The following is a 14,433-nucleotide window of genomic DNA, read 5'->3' on the forward strand; positions in this document are numbered from 1 at the left end:
GCGGCGATCCGGAGGCGATGTGTCCCGGTCCGGATGCGGCGCGTCAGGAGCGGGGGAGGAAACCCGGCAGGACGGCGTCGACGACGTCGGCCGCCCAGGTGTCGTCGAGGTCGCGGCCGGCGAGGTGGTCCGCGTAGAGGTTCCCGACCAGGGTGCTGACCAGCCGTTCGACGTCGACAGTGGGGTCGAGGTCGCCGCGTTCGACCCCGGCCCGGACCACGGCGGCGATGCCCGCCCGGCGGGGCAGCAGCGTGCTCCGCCGGATCGTCGCGAGCAGCTCGCCGGAGACGGGCTCGTCGGCCAGGCAGTTGCCGACGACGGCCATCCCGCCGACGTCGTCGTACTGGCGCCGCATGGCGTCGAGGTGGGCCACGAGATCCTCGCGCAGCAGACCGGTCGACGGCGGCACGTGGTCGACCTGCAGATGCTGCAGTGCTGCGGCGAGCAGCTCGGAGCGGCTGCGCCACCGGGTGTAGACGGTCACCTTCGACACCCCGGCCTCGGCGGCCACCCGGTCCATGGTCATCCGGGCCAGGCCCTCGGCGGCCAGCAGCCGGACCGTCGCCTCCAGCACCGCGACGTCCTTGGAGCGGTCCCGTGGGCGTCCCCGCGGTCGGTCGGTCACCGATTCAGGGTAGGTCCGGACGGGAGCGGTGGATGTCCCGGACGTCACCGTCCCCGTCGCTTGACCTTGATGGTGTCCAGGTCGGTGCAGACGGACCGCAGATCGCGCACGTCGGCGCCGAGGTCGCGGACGGCGGCCGTGGCCAGTTTCTCCGCCGCGACGACGACGTCGTCGATCGTGTCCTCGGCATCGGCCTTCACGACACAACGGAACGTGAAGGTGCGCAGGGACCGTTCGTAGGTGACGGTGCCCTCCTCGGTGAACTTCGACCGGAGCAGATCGTGGTCGTCGGCCATGGCCAGCAGCTCGGCTCGCTGGTCGTCGTCGAGTGTCGCGAACGTGCCATAGACGATGACCTGGTAGTTCTTGCGCGGCAAGGTGTGCTCCTCGGATGTCGGGGGACGGGGACGGTCAGGACGTGCCCGGTCGCCGCGGTTGCCGCGGCAGGAGGAACAGCAGGCAGATCACCGCGGCCGGGCTTGCGGACGCCCAGCAGAGCGCTTCGCTGAAGTGGCGGTGAACCTCGCGGAGTCGATGTCGGCCAGAGCGTTGCCGATTGCCTCCCGCGCGGCGGGGTCATCGGTGCCGGGGGCGCGGCAGGTCTCGGGCGCGCCGGTGAGGTCGGCCTGACTGTGGGCGTCGACGGCCGAGAGTCGCCTCCGCCGTCGTCGGCTTCACGTCCTCGCTCATGGGCTGTGGTCCAGTTCTTCGATGTGGCGGGCCGTCAGGCGGATCCGGCCATCGGCTCAGGGAGTGGTGCCGTTCTCCGGGGCGGGTGGTTCGGCGGGTTCGGCGGCGCTGCTGCGGGCCAGTGCGCTCCACGACCGCATCAGCAGATCCACCACGTCCATGACTCCTCCGGCCGGTCCGGCATCGGCCGAGAGCACGCGCTGGATGGAGAGTCCGTCGTCCAGGGCGTGCACGATCAGGGCGAGCAGCTCCACCGGTGCGGGCGGCGTGACCGACCGGGCGGCGAACCCCTGTGCGAGGGCCTGGGCCATCGCCTCCCGGGAACGGCGCTCGCGGTCGGCCAGTACCGACAGCACAGCCGGATCACGCATGCCGTGGAGCCACAGTTCGGTGCGCAGGGCCAGCCAGCTCGCGAAGTTCTCGTCCCGCTCGCGGTGCCAGTCACGCAGGTTCTCGATCGTCTCCTCGAACGAGCCGGCATCGGCGCTGAGTGCCTGCACCTCGGCCAGCTCGCGCTCGGTGCGCTGCTCCAGGAGGGCCAGGACCAGCTGCTGCTTGCCGTCGAAGTTGCCGTAGAAGGCGCCCCGGGTGTACCCGGCGCGTTCCACGATCTGTTCGACCGAGGTGCCGTTGACGCCGCGTTCGGCGAACAGGTCGGCCGCCGCCTGCAGCAGCTCCTGGCGCGTGATCTCCCGGCGCTCCTGCCGGGTGAGTCGTCTGCTGATGATGGCCTCCTTCCGGGTTCTCAGATACGGTACCGTATCCGGATGCAAGATCGTATCTGAATAGCCCAGGGTCGGCGGGTGGGCGATTCACGCCTCGTCAGCCGGGCCGGGCTGCTTATTTCTAATTCGGTTTCTAATCTGCGAACGTCCGGCCGTTCCCCGGCCCACGCAACGTCGCGGTGAGGAGTCCCGGTGATGCCCCGTCCCGACGGATCACGGCCGGACAGCCCTCGCCAGGGTGCGGCGTGACGGCGCCCCCGGCCCCGCCGGCGTTCACGGGCTGGCTCGGCGACCGCGTCCCCGGGCTCACCCCGCCGTTGCGGCTCGCCCGCGTCGGCGCGGGTCAGTCCAACATCACCTCTCTGGTCACCGACGCCGACGGGCGGGAGTGGGTCCTGCGCCACCCGCCTGCCGGCGCCCCGGCCGGGGCGCACGACGTGCACCGTGAGGCCCGTGTCCTGCGCGCCCTCGCCGGGTCGGGCGTGCCGGTGCCGACGGTGGTCGCCGAGGGAGCCGACGCCGGGGGGATCGACGGCCCGTTCTACGTCATGGACCGGGCGCCGGGCGCCCCACTGGTCGACGAGTCCGACGCCTCGGCCTGCACCGCGCGCCGGCGACGGGAGCTGTCGGTCGAGACGGTCGAGGTGCTCGCCCGCCTGCACGCGCTCGACCCGGCCGCCGTCGGTCTGGAGGGACTCGGCCGTCCGACGGGCTTCCTGGAACGCCAGACCGCCCGGACCGTCCGGAACTGGGCGGCGTGGGGGGAGGGCTCCGCGGCGACGCCCGCGTGGGAGGAGTGCCGCCGTCGCATCACCGCCACGGTGCCTCGCCAGCAGCGCACGGTGATCACCCACGGCGACTACCGGCTGTCCAACCTGCTCGTGCGGGACGGCCGGATCACCGCCGTGCTCGACTGGGAGCTCTGCACCCTCGGCGACCCCCTGGCCGACCTGGCGTGGCTGCTCGACGACTGGCGCTCCCCGCAGGAGCCCGCGATCGTCATCCCCCGTCCCACCCGGGCCGGCGGGTTCGCCACCCGCACCGAGATCGTCGACGCCTACGCGGCCCGTACCGGCCTGGACGTCGGCGACCTCGACCACTACTGCGCCTTCACTCACTGGAAGGCCGCGACCCTGCTGCAGGGGGTCCTCGTCCGCCGACGCTCCGGGAGCATGGGCGAGCACGGGGCCCTCGACCTGCGTTCGCTGCAGGACTCCGTCGAGCACCTGCTCGACGGGGCACTGCGCCTGCTGGGCCGCTGAACCGACACCCGAGACGCGGAGAGGACACCGTGCGCCCCGAGGACGACTACACCCACCCGGTTGGGCCCGAGCCCCACTTCAACGAGTCCATGTACGTGCACTTCAACGACCCGGTGGCGCGCCTCGGCGGCTTCCTGCGGATCGCGAACCGGCCCAACGAGGGCCGGGGCGAGGTCACCGTCTGCCTGTTCCTCCCCGACGGCCGCCTCGGCTTCTCCTACGCCCGCCCCGAGGTGACGTCGAACGAGGCGTTCGACAGCGCCGGGATGGCCTTCCGTGTCCGCGAGCCCTTGCGTCACCTCGACGTCTCCTACGCCGGGCCGCTCACGCTCGTCGCCGATCCGGCGGCGATGGACGACCCGCGCACGGCGCTGGGCGGCAGCCCGACGGTCGAGGCCGTCGTCGAGCTGGCGGTGCACGGCATCGCGCCCGTGTTCGACCACAGCTTCGACACCGACGGGGGCTCCTTCGACCCCAACCACTACGAGCAGCCGCTGTCGGCGCAGGGCCGGATCGTGGTCGACGGGGTCGAGACCGCGGTCGGCGGCCACGGCCTGCGCGACCACTCGTGGGGCCCGCGGTCCTGGCAGGCACCGTGGTTCTACCGCTGGCTGCACGGAACCACCGACGGGTTCGCGTTCATGGGGGCGTGGTTCGGCAGCCCGGACGGTTCGTCGGTGCACGGCGGCTTCGTCTGGGACGGCGGGACGGTGCACGAGGTCGACGGGATGGAGATCGTCACCGACCGTGACGGCCGGGACGAGCAGACCGGCATCGGCCTGGTCCTGCGTTCCGGCGGGCGGGAGTGGCGCCTGCGCGGCCGCGCGGAGGCGACCGTGCCGCTGCGGAACCGGCGCACCACCGAGGGCGGCGACCCGGCGGTGACCCGGCTCGTGGAGAGCCTGATGACCTGGACCGGTGAGGACGGCCGCACCCTGGGTGGCATGTCGGAGTACCTGGACCAGATGGTCGGGGGCAGGCCGGTCGGCCTGGCGGTCTGACCGGCCACCTGCCGCGGTGCGGCGCCGGACGTGCGGTGCGCAGCGGTCGGGGTCACAGCAGTCGTGGTCACAGCAGTCGTGGTCACAGCGGCTCTGCGGCATCGGCGTCGAAGGCGTTCCGCAGCCGGCGTACGAACCGTGGGTCAGGGGCGAGCTCCCGGTGCCCGATCCCGGTGATCGGCACGGCGGGCGTCCAGGAGTTCATGACGACGGCGGACAGGCCGCCGAGGTCCGACGGGCGGACCTCCCGCTCGTCCTGCGGGACGCCGGCGAGGTGGAGCTGTCGGCGCACGATCTGCATCGTGGTCCCGACGAGCAGGTCGGCCCGAGGCCAGATCACGGTGTCGCCGTCGGAGAACGCCAGGTTCCAGATGGTGCCCTCGCTGATCCGGCCGGCCCGGTCGAGGAACACGGCGTCGTCGAACCCGCGCTGCCGTGCCCGGCGCAGGTGATGGGTCTTCGCGCCCTCCCCGACGTGCTTGATGTGCGGCAGGAACCGTTCGTGCTCGACGGCGTCGAGCCGGAACGGCCCGCGCGGTCCGTCCGAGGGGGCATCGGTCCGCACGGTCACGTCCAGCGGACGGTCGTCGTCGGCGGGCACGAACTCGCCCTCGGCCGGCCGGATGGTCACCACCATCGACAGGGACCGGGGACCGGCGGCGACCGCCTGACGCATCCGGTCACGGAGAAGCCCGTCGTCGACCGCGCGGCCGAACAGGTCGTGCGAGGCACGCTGCAGGCGGGCCAGGTGCAGGTCGAGCCCGCGCACCGCGCCGTCGCGGACCTGCATCGCGGTGAAGTGCGCGAACCCCGCGAACGCCAGGTCCGTCGCGTCGTCGGAGTTAGAAGGCCGGCCGTTCCGCCAGAGTCTCGCTGCCATGGACCCGACCGTAGAATCTGACATCGTTGTCAGGTTCAACCCGCGCGACGGAGAGGTGCATCACGTGCGGATCGGGGAGCTGTCCCGTGCGACCGGAGCCAGTCCCCGGTCGCTGCGGTACTACGAGGAGCAGGGACTGCTGCGCCCTCGTCGCGACGACTGCGGGTACGGGCACCGCCGGTACGACGCCGACGCGGTCGACACCGTCCATGCGATCAGAGCCCTTCTCGCCGCGGGAGTGCCGACCGGACTGATCTACGACCTGCTGCCCTGTGCGCAGGGGCCGGGACCGCAGCTGGAGCGGTGCGCCGAGCCGATGGTGCGGGAGCAGCTCGCCCGGGTCGACGCTCAGGTCGCGGCGCTGACCGAGGCCCGCGACCGGCTGCGCGCGGTCCTCGACATGGTCGGATAGCTCATCCCCGGAACCCGCCCGTCGGCCGCAGTACCGCCGCGGCGGCGGTCGCGAGCGTGCCGGCCTCGAACGGGAGGCGCGTCCGGTCGCCCGGCAGAGCGCGTTCGGTCAGCAGGCCGGAGAGCACGGTCAGGAGGAAGCGGGCATGGTGCTCGAGCCCGCCCGGGGCGAGCTGGCCCTCCTCCTGCAGGACGGCCAGCCACTTCTCCATGCGGTGCACGGCGAGCCGCTCGAGGGCCAGGTAGGTGTGGGTGGCGTCCTCGGACGGCGGGGTCGCGATGTAGGCCTCGTACTGGGCGCGCCAGTGTGCTCGCGCCTGTTCGCCCGTCCCGACCTGCGACACCATCAGTTGCAGGCAGGCCACCAGACGTTCGGCGGGCGTCCGGGTGGCGTCCTGCATCGGGTCCTCGGGCAGGTCGATGTCGTGGATCCCGGCGACCACGGTGTCGATCAGCTCGCGCTGGGTCGGGAAGAAGTGCCGCAGCGACCCGGTGCTGACCCCGGCCCGGGCGGCGACCGCCCGCACGCTCAACCTGGCCGTCGGGTCCTCGCCGAGCATGCTCGCCGCTGCGATGAGGATCTTGTCCCGCGTGCTCCGGGCCATCGGCCTCCTCGCTCCGTCCGGTGGTCGTCGACGCTTGTCTATCACACTGTGCTAGCTTCGATCGCGACTAGTACAGCGTGATAGTCGCGAACGGCGGCGATGCAGGAGCTCCCAGCGGGAGCTCCTGGCCCCTCGGCCGGATGTGTCGATCGCGTACCGGACGACGAGGAGTAGACGGATGACCACCCCCGACCGACCCTGGCTGCTCCAGGAGGACCGGCCCGCACCGACTCCCGGCGTGCCGGCCGGGGTCGAGTACCACCGTGTCCACACGGGCGAGAGACGACGCGTCCTGCGCGGGCTCGTCGCGATCGGGCTGCTCGTGGCCGGGTTCGTCGGGTTCGCGGTCCTGTTCCGGAGCCTGTCGGAGATCGTCGACGCGGCGCTGTTCGACCGCTCCGGACCGTCCACCCCGCTGCGCCAGGCCGCCGGTGCGCTGGCGCTGGCGTTGTTGATCCCGTACAGCATGCTGATCGAGCGTGTCCTCTACGGCGTCCCCGCCCGGTCGCTGCACTCGGTGGCGGGGCGATTCCGGTTCGGGGTACTCGGTCGCGCACTGCTGGTGTTCGGTCCGCCGCTGCTGCTCGTGATCGCGCTCGGGATGCCGGCCTCGGTGGACTCCGCGCCGTGGACGACCGCCGATCTGGTCTGGTACTTCGTCATCGGGATGCTGCTGACCCCGCTCGGTGCGGCGGGGGAGGAGTACGGGTTCCGCGGGCTGATGTTCCGGGTGCTCGGGGGCTGGACCCGCGGGGCCCGCTCCGGTGCGGTCCTCGGCATCGTCGTGACCACCGTCCTGTTCTCGCTCGCGCACGGAACGCTCGACCCGTTCCTGTTCGGCTCCTACCTCGTGCTGTTCTCCACGATGGCGATCGTGACCTGGCGGACGGGTGGGCTCGAGGTCGCCGTCGTGCTGCACGGGGTCTACAACGTGACCTTCCTCGTCCTCGGCACGACCTTGCACCTCGACGTCGGGGCGGAGCTCGCGAGCCGGGCGGAGGCGGTCGGCTCATGGGCGAACCTGGTCCCCAGCGCCATGCTGGCCGTCATCACGGCGGTCGTCTGGTGGACGACCCGCAGGGACGGACCCGCGCGGACGCCGGTGACCGGGTGGCCGGCGCGTGGTTCCCGCGCGGTCGAACCGCCCGGAACCCTGCCGGCGGCCACGACCGGGACGCAGCAGCGGTGAGCCCGAGTTGGAACGAACGCCGGCTGACCAGGCGGGCGAAGCCGGGCGACGGGAGACCGCTGAAGCCGTTCCGCTGGTGGCAGATGGTGCGACGCTCGGTGCTGTCGACCACCCTGACCGTCGACGGCCGGCCGGTCGTGCACACCGTCGAGGTCAAGCACGGCGGGGACGCCCACGACGGTGTGGTCCGTGCGCGGCTCTACCTCGACGGCCGTCTCCGGCTGGAGTCCGCGCTCCCGGCGCGCTTTCCCGTCGCGGGCGGTCACATCGAGGTCCGACGGAGCGAGGCGGGGATGCGTCGCTGCCACTTCGTCGGCGACGACGGCACCGTGCAGCGCCTCGTACCCGACCCCCGATCCGCCGAGGGGCGCCGCATGCGGTTCGCGCGGGAACGCCCCGCCGCGAGCGCACTCATCGGAGCCGTGTCCGTCCTGATGCTGCTCATCGGCGTCGGCCTGAACCTGCTGCAGATCGCGGAGCCGATCTCCCGGATCCCACCGATCGCCGCGACCGTCGGCACCTTCGTGTCCCCGGTGCAGCTGCCGCTGTGGCTCAACCTCACCCTCGGCCTCGGCGCGGCCGTCGGCGCCGTCGAACGCGCGATGCGCATGCGTTACCACTGGCTCCTCGACAGCGGCGCCGGCACCTGAGGGCCCACGTGGACGGGGCCGTGGCCCGCACCGCCGGACAACGACACGACGGCCCTCGGGAACAGGAGGAGTCCCGAGGGCCGTCGCCACTGCCGCGGCCTGGTGGCCGGTGCGTCGTGGCTCAGTCGACGCTGTCGCCGGCGCCGCCGGCCTGCGCGCAGGTGTCGGACTGGTCGGTGACCGAGTCGCCGGACTTGGCCTTGGCCTCGCCCAGGATGCCCAGGGCGCCGGTGAGGCCGTTGGCCGCGCCGAGGTCCTCGACCGGGACCTGCACGCCCAGCACGTTGACCGGGATGTTGTTGTTGCAGAACTGGATCGGGACATCGGCGTTGTTGCCGTTCAGGCCCGCGATCAGGCCCTTGGCGTCCTTGTCGATGCCGTCGCCGTGGTGGTGGCCCTCGGCGGCGAACGCCATCGGGGAGATGGCCATCAGGCCCGCCGCGGACGCGGCGACGATGAGCCCAGCCTTCTTCAGCACGTGTTCTCCTGGTGGGTTCGGGCCGCGCCGCCTGTCGTGAGGTCGACGCAACCTGTCCGTGCCGGCACTCGGAAGGGTGGGAGCCCGTACCGGCTACCAGTGAGAATGCGGCACCACGGAAGGTCATCTCAATTCCTGTCACACCATTGTGTGCCGGAACTACGGGGCGTGTGGATACTCGCCAAAACGGCGGAAGAACCGCGATTCGAAACCGGCGACGACGCGCGGCGGCGGTGACGCTGTGCGGCCGCGGACACTCGGCTGGGACGCTGATTGCAGACGCAATGGTGTCTGCGTGCTCGGTGGCGTGAATTCTCGCTGAGAACTGCTACCGACGGTGTTGTAGCCGTATTGCCATATCGGCGGCTATCAGGCGCTCCTCGGCCCGCTGGTAGGTCGCGTCGAACAGGGCCTGTCGCAGGTGGCCGGGCAGGGTGTCGGGAATGCGTGGTGGCCGGTGGAGCCGGTCCATGGCGGATTCCATGGTGTCGCCGGGGTACTCGCGACGCCCGGTGTGGGCTTCGAGCAGGACCAGGGCCAGGGCGTAGACGTCGACGGCGGGTGTGACGGCCTCGCCGGTGACCTGTTCGGGCGCGAGGTAGCTCGCGGCGCCGAGGAGCGTGTTGAGCTGGGTCAGTGCGGTGTAGCCCATGACGCGGGCGCTGCCGAAGTCCGCCAGGCGTGCCCGCCCGGTGCGGGAGCAGAGGAAGATGTTGGCGGGCTTGATGTTGCGGTGTACGACGCCGCGGGCGTGCAGGTGCGCCAGCCCCGACGCGATGTCGACCCCGACCTGTGCCGTCTCCTGCACGGTGAGGGGGCCCTGGTCGAGTCGTGCGGCCAGGGTCCGGCCCTCGACGAGCTCGGAGACCAGGTAGGGGCGGCCGGTGTCGACGCCTCCGTCCAGCAGTCGCACGAGGCTCGGATGGGACAGGTGCTGCATGGCGCGCAGCTCGCGGCGTTGCCGGTTCAACCCGGTGACGTCGCACCTGTCGAGGAGCAGTTTGACCGCGACGGCCCGATTCCCCGGTGGGTCCCAGGCTCGATAGACCGTCGCGGTGGACCCGCTACCGATGTGGGTCGCGAGGATGTAGCGCCCGGCGACCACATCGGTCGCCGGGACCGGTGACTCCGTCACTGCCATGGCACACTGTGCAGGCGACGTGCCCCGCAGTGTCCAGACCCTCGGCAGAAGTTCACGCTAGCGAGCGGAGAACTGCGTCCCGGATTCCAGCGCCGCGGTGCCGGTCTCGGTCACGGTGATCACATGAGTGGTGTCGCATTCGCTGCAGCTCGGTGGTTCGAGAGCGGGGCGGCCCTTTTCCCCGGCTCGGCGGAATGGATCGGGACGTCGACATGGCGAACGACGGCGGGTTCGGCCGCAGGCGGGCTCGACGGGCCAACGCTCCGGCCGGACCGGCTCGGGTCAGACGCGGTGGGCGGTGATGGCGTCGGTGTAGAGCTGCTGAGCGGTCGAGGCCGCGGTGGGGTAGTCGTCGGCGAGGAGCGCGACGAGGATGTCGACGACGGCGAGGTGGACGAGGCGGCTGGCCGTCGCTTCCAGGCCGTGTCGTTCGGGGGCACCGGCGACGACCGCGTGGCGGCAGAGCTCGGTGAACGGGGAACGCAGGTAGCTGGTGACCCCGATGGTGACGGCCCCGCTCTCGGTGGCAGCGCGCAGTGCGGTGAGGGTCTCCTGGGTCTGACCGGTGTGGCTGATCGCGAGACAGCATCCCCGGGGGCCCAGTGTGCGGGCGGCGAGGTGCTGCTGGTGCGGGTCGGTCAGTACTTCCGTGCGCACGCCGAGCATGCGTAGCCGGTATCCGGCATCGGCCGCGATCGGCGCGGACGTGCCCACCCCGGCGACGAGGACCCGCTCGGCCCCGCGCAGCAGGCGGACGATCTCGGCCAGCACGGCGTAGTCGAGGGAGCCGGGCAGCTGCTCGAGCCCTGCGGTCGCCGCGGCGAGGACGGCGCGCACCGTGTCGGTCGGGGTGCCGGGGGCCCGCACGCCTGCGTCGGCACTCGATGCGGTCTCGGCCGCCAGGCGGAGCTTCAGGTCGTGGAAGCCCTTCAGGCCGAGGTTGTCCTGGCAGAACCGCACGACACTCCCGACGGAGGTGTCGGTGCGGTCGGCCAGCTCGCTCACGGTCAGCCCCACGATCTCGGCCGGAGCGGCGAGCACGGCGTCACCGATCCGGGCTCCGGTCGGCGACAGGCTCGGCCGCAGCGCGCGGATGCGGGCCGTGACCGTGCCCACCAGGGCGAGTGCCGGACGCGCGTCGGTGTCCGGGGCGACGGGGGGAGGAACCGGTCGGGCCATGACTCGACCCTATGCGGACCGTCGCCCGACTTCCGCGGGTTCCACCGAAACCGGTGGGAAGTTCCATCCATCGTTCACCTCCGCTGAGGACGGAGTTTCATCGCGGTCCCTAGCTTCGGAGGGCGTGATGACGAGCCGCACAGACCGTGTTCTGACCACCCACACCGGCGGTGGATTCGACCCGATGCACTTCGTCGCGAAGCTGCGCGGTGAGGACCACACGGCACTGCCCGCGTACACCCTCGCCGAGGGTCCCCTGGCCCTGGGAGCGGTCGTGCTCGACATCGACCCCACTGGCGCGACCACGGCGATCACCCGCATCAGCTGAGCCCGCAGGCCGCGGAGCCCCTCGGGGCCGGGTCCGGGGCGGGGTGGAGGTGTGCTCCGGCGCGGGCCGGTCAGCCCACCAGGAGCCTGGGGAGCAGGTACACCACCGAGAACGCCTCGTAGTAGGCCCCGATCACGAGAATGACGATCGTCGGAAGCGCCAGCCAGGCGAGGCGCTGGAGGCCGATCACGTACGCGCGACGACGTGTGTCCACTCCGAGATAGCTCGGACGGATCCACCCGCGACCGAGCTGGTACACCCCGAACATGACGACGGCGTACCCGAGGAGCTCGATGAGGAGGGTCAGCGAGTGCGGGATGAGCACGGTCGCGGTCGTCGCATCGGTCGGTGCGATCGAGACGCCGACGTTGAACATGTACAGCGTGATGACGGGGATGCCGAGGAACGGCACGATCAGCGAGGGGATCACGATGCCGCCGACGGCGGCCACGAAGAGGTTGATCAGAAGGATCGTGGTCCCGAAGAGCCAGGGGTTCGTGATCATCGTGTTGACGAGCTCGTCGGACACCCCGCCGGCGACCAGCGTGGGCAGCTCGAGGCCGGGGAACAGGATTCCGGTTCCCATGCCGAGCAGCAGTGCTGCGAAGATCAGCACGACGAGCAGCGTCAGCCCGCGCGGGTCCGAGCGCAGGATCTCGATCGGTCTGCGGATCAGGTTCATGACGTCCTCTCACAGTGGTGGATGGTGCGATCGCAGCCCGGGCGCGTCTCGGTGCGGTGCCCGGTCCGGCGGAGGCCGATGAGGGGCTAGAAGCGGCGCACCGCGCTGCCCTGGTCCACCGGGAGCACGGCGCCGCTGATCCAGCGCGAGGCCGGGCTCGCAAGATAGAGGACGGCGTCGGCGACATCGGCGGGTTCGACCCAGGGTTCACCCATGGGCATGAGGGCACGGAACACGTCCGTGCAGTCGTCGAGGGACGGGGCGGCCAGGTCGGGCCGGAACACCCGGAGCTGTCCGGTGTTCTCGGTGACCATCGGGGTGTTCACGATCGAGGGGGCGATCACGTTGACCCGGATGTGGTCGGACGCGACCTCGTTGGCGACGGACGCGGCGAACGCGACGACGGCGCCCTTCGTCGCGACGTAGTCCGAGAGGCCGGGAGCGTTCTTCAACGCGGCCGCGGAGCTGGTGATGATCACCGATCCACCGCGTCCTCCGGCCTTCAGATGGGGGAGGGCGGCGGCGACCGTGTGGAAGACCCCGGTGAGGTTGATCCCGATGACGTCCGCCCACCGGTCGTCGGAGATGGACGAGACGTCGCCTGCCGGTGGGGAGACGCCGGCGTTCGCGACCACGATGTCGAGTCGCCCCCACTCCGAGACCGCGCGGGCCAGCAGGGATTCCACACCCGCGCGATCGCGGACGTCGATCGCGGACACCATGACTCGTCGTCCGAGTGCCTCGATCTCGCGACGCACGTCGTCGAGGTCCGCCGTCCCGCTCATCGGGTAGTCCATCGTGTCGACCGGCGCCGCGCGGTCGAGGCCGACGATGTCGGCCCCGTGCGCGGCGAGGGCGAGGGCGTGTGCGCGGCCCTGTCCACGCGCGATCCCGGTCACGAATGCCACGGATCCTGCGAGCATGTCTGTCGTCTCCGTTCATGGGGAGGTCTAGGGGTGTGTGCGGGTGTCCCCGGGCCCGCTCCGCGGGCGATCGCGGACGACGGTGGCCTGGCCACCGTGCTCAGCTGCCGCAGTGCGAGTCCTGCGGCGGGGTCGTGAGGTCGATGAGGTGGTCGGTGACGGCCGTGTCGACGCAGGCGTTGCCGCCGTAGAGGGCGATGCCGTGCTGCGCCGCATCGACGGTCAGCAGGCTGCTGCCCAGTCGGCGGGCCAGAGTGACGCCGCCCTGGTAGGGGGTGCCCGGGTCGTCGGTCAGCGAGACGACCAGCGTGGGTGGCACCCCGGCCGGGTCGGTGAGCCACGGGGTGGGTCGGCTCGGCGGCTCGGGCCACCCCTCGCACTCGTAGTGGGTCGGTCCGCCGGGGCGGCCGGGGTCGAGGAACGGGGCGGCTCGTCGCGCCTGGTCCCGCAGCTCGGTCTGCTCGGCGGGGCTGCGGGGGTTGTCCATGCAGCGGATGGCGAGGTTGGCGTCGATGTGGGTGGATCCGCCGTAGTGGCCGTCGGGGCCGCGCCCGAGTGAGGAGTCCCGCAGGGCGAGCAGCGTGTCGCCGCGGCCCGCGGCCAGTTCACGGAGCCCCTGGAGGATCTGCGGTCGTTGGGCGGGGGAGAACAGCGAGCTGTACACGGCCTGGGTCATGTCGGCGTAGGTGAGCCCGCGGCCGGCGGCGGTGGGGGCGGGTCGGTCGAGCAGGGGGCGGGTGAGGTCATGGAAGACCTCGGTCGCGCGGGCCGGGTCCGTGCCCAGCGGGCAGTCCGGCTCGGTGGCGCAGGCGGCGGCGATGTCGTCGAAGGCCTTCTGCCAGGCCTCGAACTGGGTCAGCCGGAACTGCGGTTCGGACTTCTCGGGGTCGACGGCCCCGTCGATGACCATCGCGCGCAGGTTCTGCGGGAACGCCTGGGCGTACATCGCACCGAGCTCGCTGCCGTAGCTGTAGCCGAGGTAGGTGAGCTTCTCGTCGCCCAGCGCGGCGCGCAGGACGTCCATGTCCTGGACGACGTTGCTGCTCCCGACACTGGTCAGCTTCTCCACACCACCGGTGGCCTCGGTGCACCGGACGGCGATGTCCCGGGCCCTCTCGCTGTCGGGGACGTCGAAGAGGTAGGTCGAGGGCGGTACGCCGCGGTCGGTCTCGGCGTCGGTGAAGCAGTCCACCCGCGGTGTCGACGCGCCGACCCCGCGCGGGTCGAATCCGATGACGTCGAAGCGCTCCCCGACCGGGACGTTGTCCCAGACCGGCCCCAGGGACGCCACGAAACTCGCCCCGGATCCGCCCGGCCCGCCCGGGTTGACCAGCAGTGATCCGATCTTCTCGCCGCGTGCCTTCGCCCGGAGCAGGGCGACCTGTCCGCGCGGGCCGTCGGGGTCGGCGTAGTCCAGCGGGACCTCGACGCGCGCGCAGTCGAAGCGGTCGTTCGCGTAGACGGCCCGGTCGGCCGCCGAGGTCGCGAAGGAGTCGCAGGGCTGCCAGGTGATCTGCTGGTCGTGGAAGGCGGCCAGCTCCGGCGCCGGTGCGGTCGCGGCCGTGGTGGCTGCGCCCGGTGGGGCGGGGGCGCCGCAGGCGGCGAGCGCCGTCAGCGACACGACCCCCAGGGCGAGCCGGAGCAGGTGCGAGCGGAACATGCCG

At 71.8% G+C, this 14,433-nt stretch carries 17 protein-coding genes; 6 read left to right on the plus strand and 11 right to left on the minus strand.

Going from position 1 to position 14,433, the window contains the following annotated elements:
- Positions 1–43: 43 nt before the first annotated feature.
- The 3 genes from Ae505Ps2_RS10570 to Ae505Ps2_RS10580 form a co-directional block, all read right to left on the minus strand.
- On the minus strand, positions 44–625 hold the full coding sequence (locus Ae505Ps2_RS10570) for a TetR/AcrR family transcriptional regulator (RefSeq protein WP_075332930.1): 582 nt from the start codon (positions 623–625) through the stop codon (positions 44–46).
- 44 nt (positions 626–669) lie between these two features.
- Positions 670–1,002: a DUF6204 family protein gene (locus tag Ae505Ps2_RS10575; protein WP_075308512.1), complete on the minus strand. Its 333-nt coding sequence runs from the start codon at positions 1,000–1,002 to the stop codon at positions 670–672.
- 369 nt (positions 1,003–1,371) lie between these two features.
- Complete coding sequence (locus Ae505Ps2_RS10580; protein WP_233147407.1) at positions 1,372–2,088, minus strand: TetR/AcrR family transcriptional regulator; 717 nt, start codon at positions 2,086–2,088, stop codon at positions 1,372–1,374.
- 197 nt (positions 2,089–2,285) lie between these two features.
- Here Ae505Ps2_RS10580 and Ae505Ps2_RS10585 point away from each other — a divergent pair, with 197 nt between their 5' ends.
- Both Ae505Ps2_RS10585 and Ae505Ps2_RS10590 read left to right on the plus strand, forming a co-directional pair.
- A complete protein-coding gene (locus Ae505Ps2_RS10585; protein ID WP_075308510.1) occupies positions 2,286–3,302 on the plus strand; it encodes a phosphotransferase family protein in 1,017 nt (338 codons plus the stop codon).
- Between the two features lie 29 nt (positions 3,303–3,331).
- Positions 3,332–4,303 carry a hypothetical protein gene (locus Ae505Ps2_RS10590; protein WP_075553587.1) on the plus strand — a complete coding sequence of 324 codons (972 nt, stop codon included), beginning with the start codon at positions 3,332–3,334 and terminating at the stop codon, positions 4,301–4,303.
- Positions 4,304–4,385: 82 nt separating this feature from the next.
- Here Ae505Ps2_RS10590 and Ae505Ps2_RS10595 read toward each other — a convergent pair whose 3' ends face one another.
- The gene (locus Ae505Ps2_RS10595; protein ID WP_212567624.1) at positions 4,386–5,183 is read right to left on the minus strand and encodes an aminotransferase class IV family protein; all 798 of its coding nucleotides are present in this window, start codon (positions 5,181–5,183) and stop codon (positions 4,386–4,388) included.
- Between the two features lie 64 nt (positions 5,184–5,247).
- On the opposite strand from Ae505Ps2_RS10595, the gene Ae505Ps2_RS10600 reads away from it, so the two are divergent.
- Positions 5,248–5,595: a MerR family transcriptional regulator gene (locus Ae505Ps2_RS10600; RefSeq protein WP_020624239.1), complete on the plus strand. Its 348-nt coding sequence runs from the start codon at positions 5,248–5,250 to the stop codon at positions 5,593–5,595.
- Position 5,596: 1 nt separating this feature from the next.
- On the opposite strand, the gene Ae505Ps2_RS10605 is transcribed toward Ae505Ps2_RS10600, so the two are convergent.
- A complete protein-coding gene (locus Ae505Ps2_RS10605) occupies positions 5,597–6,199 on the minus strand; it encodes a TetR/AcrR family transcriptional regulator (RefSeq protein WP_075308506.1) in 603 nt (200 codons plus the stop codon).
- A gap of 178 nt (positions 6,200–6,377) precedes the next feature.
- On the opposite strand from Ae505Ps2_RS10605, the gene Ae505Ps2_RS10610 reads away from it, so the two are divergent.
- Positions 6,378–7,388, plus strand: a complete 1,011-nt coding sequence (locus tag Ae505Ps2_RS10610; RefSeq protein WP_075308504.1) for a CPBP family intramembrane glutamic endopeptidase — start codon at positions 6,378–6,380, stop codon at positions 7,386–7,388.
- On the plus strand, positions 7,385–8,038 hold the full coding sequence (locus Ae505Ps2_RS10615) for a hypothetical protein (protein ID WP_075312424.1): 654 nt from the start codon (positions 7,385–7,387) through the stop codon (positions 8,036–8,038). Before Ae505Ps2_RS10610 ends, Ae505Ps2_RS10615 begins: the two co-directional genes overlap by 4 nt.
- A 121-nt stretch (positions 8,039–8,159) precedes the next feature.
- Here Ae505Ps2_RS10615 and Ae505Ps2_RS10620 read toward each other — a convergent pair whose 3' ends face one another.
- The 3 genes from Ae505Ps2_RS10620 to Ae505Ps2_RS10630 form a co-directional block, all read right to left on the minus strand.
- Positions 8,160–8,516 carry a hypothetical protein gene (locus tag Ae505Ps2_RS10620; RefSeq protein WP_020624235.1) on the minus strand — a complete coding sequence of 119 codons (357 nt, stop codon included), beginning with the start codon at positions 8,514–8,516 and terminating at the stop codon, positions 8,160–8,162.
- A gap of 328 nt (positions 8,517–8,844) precedes the next feature.
- On the minus strand, positions 8,845–9,657 hold the full coding sequence (locus Ae505Ps2_RS10625; protein ID WP_083695542.1) for a serine/threonine-protein kinase: 813 nt from the start codon (positions 9,655–9,657) through the stop codon (positions 8,845–8,847).
- Positions 9,658–9,939: 282 nt separating this feature from the next.
- Entirely contained in the window at positions 9,940–10,836 is an 897-nt protein-coding gene (locus Ae505Ps2_RS10630; RefSeq protein WP_075308500.1) for a MurR/RpiR family transcriptional regulator, read from the minus strand.
- A 127-nt stretch (positions 10,837–10,963) separates the two neighbouring features.
- Here Ae505Ps2_RS10630 and Ae505Ps2_RS10635 point away from each other — a divergent pair, with 127 nt between their 5' ends.
- A complete protein-coding gene (locus Ae505Ps2_RS10635; protein WP_139318830.1) occupies positions 10,964–11,164 on the plus strand; it encodes a YmdB family metallophosphoesterase in 201 nt (66 codons plus the stop codon).
- Between the two features lie 70 nt (positions 11,165–11,234).
- Here the strand turns inward: Ae505Ps2_RS10635 and Ae505Ps2_RS10640 are convergent, their stop codons facing one another.
- From Ae505Ps2_RS10640 to Ae505Ps2_RS10650, 3 genes are all read right to left on the minus strand, one after another.
- Positions 11,235–11,846, minus strand: a complete 612-nt coding sequence (locus Ae505Ps2_RS10640) for a hypothetical protein (RefSeq protein ID WP_075308496.1) — start codon at positions 11,844–11,846, stop codon at positions 11,235–11,237.
- Positions 11,847–11,932: 86 nt separating this feature from the next.
- A complete protein-coding gene (locus Ae505Ps2_RS10645) occupies positions 11,933–12,754 on the minus strand; it encodes a mycofactocin-coupled SDR family oxidoreductase (RefSeq protein ID WP_198932124.1) in 822 nt (273 codons plus the stop codon).
- Between the two features lie 115 nt (positions 12,755–12,869).
- Positions 12,870–14,429, minus strand: a complete 1,560-nt coding sequence (locus tag Ae505Ps2_RS10650) for an alpha/beta hydrolase (protein WP_075308492.1) — start codon at positions 14,427–14,429, stop codon at positions 12,870–12,872.
- Between the last annotated feature and the right edge of the window lie 4 nt (positions 14,430–14,433).

The organism is Pseudonocardia sp. Ae505_Ps2, from assembly GCF_001932425.1.
Lineage (GTDB): Bacteria > Actinomycetota > Actinomycetes > Mycobacteriales > Pseudonocardiaceae > Pseudonocardia.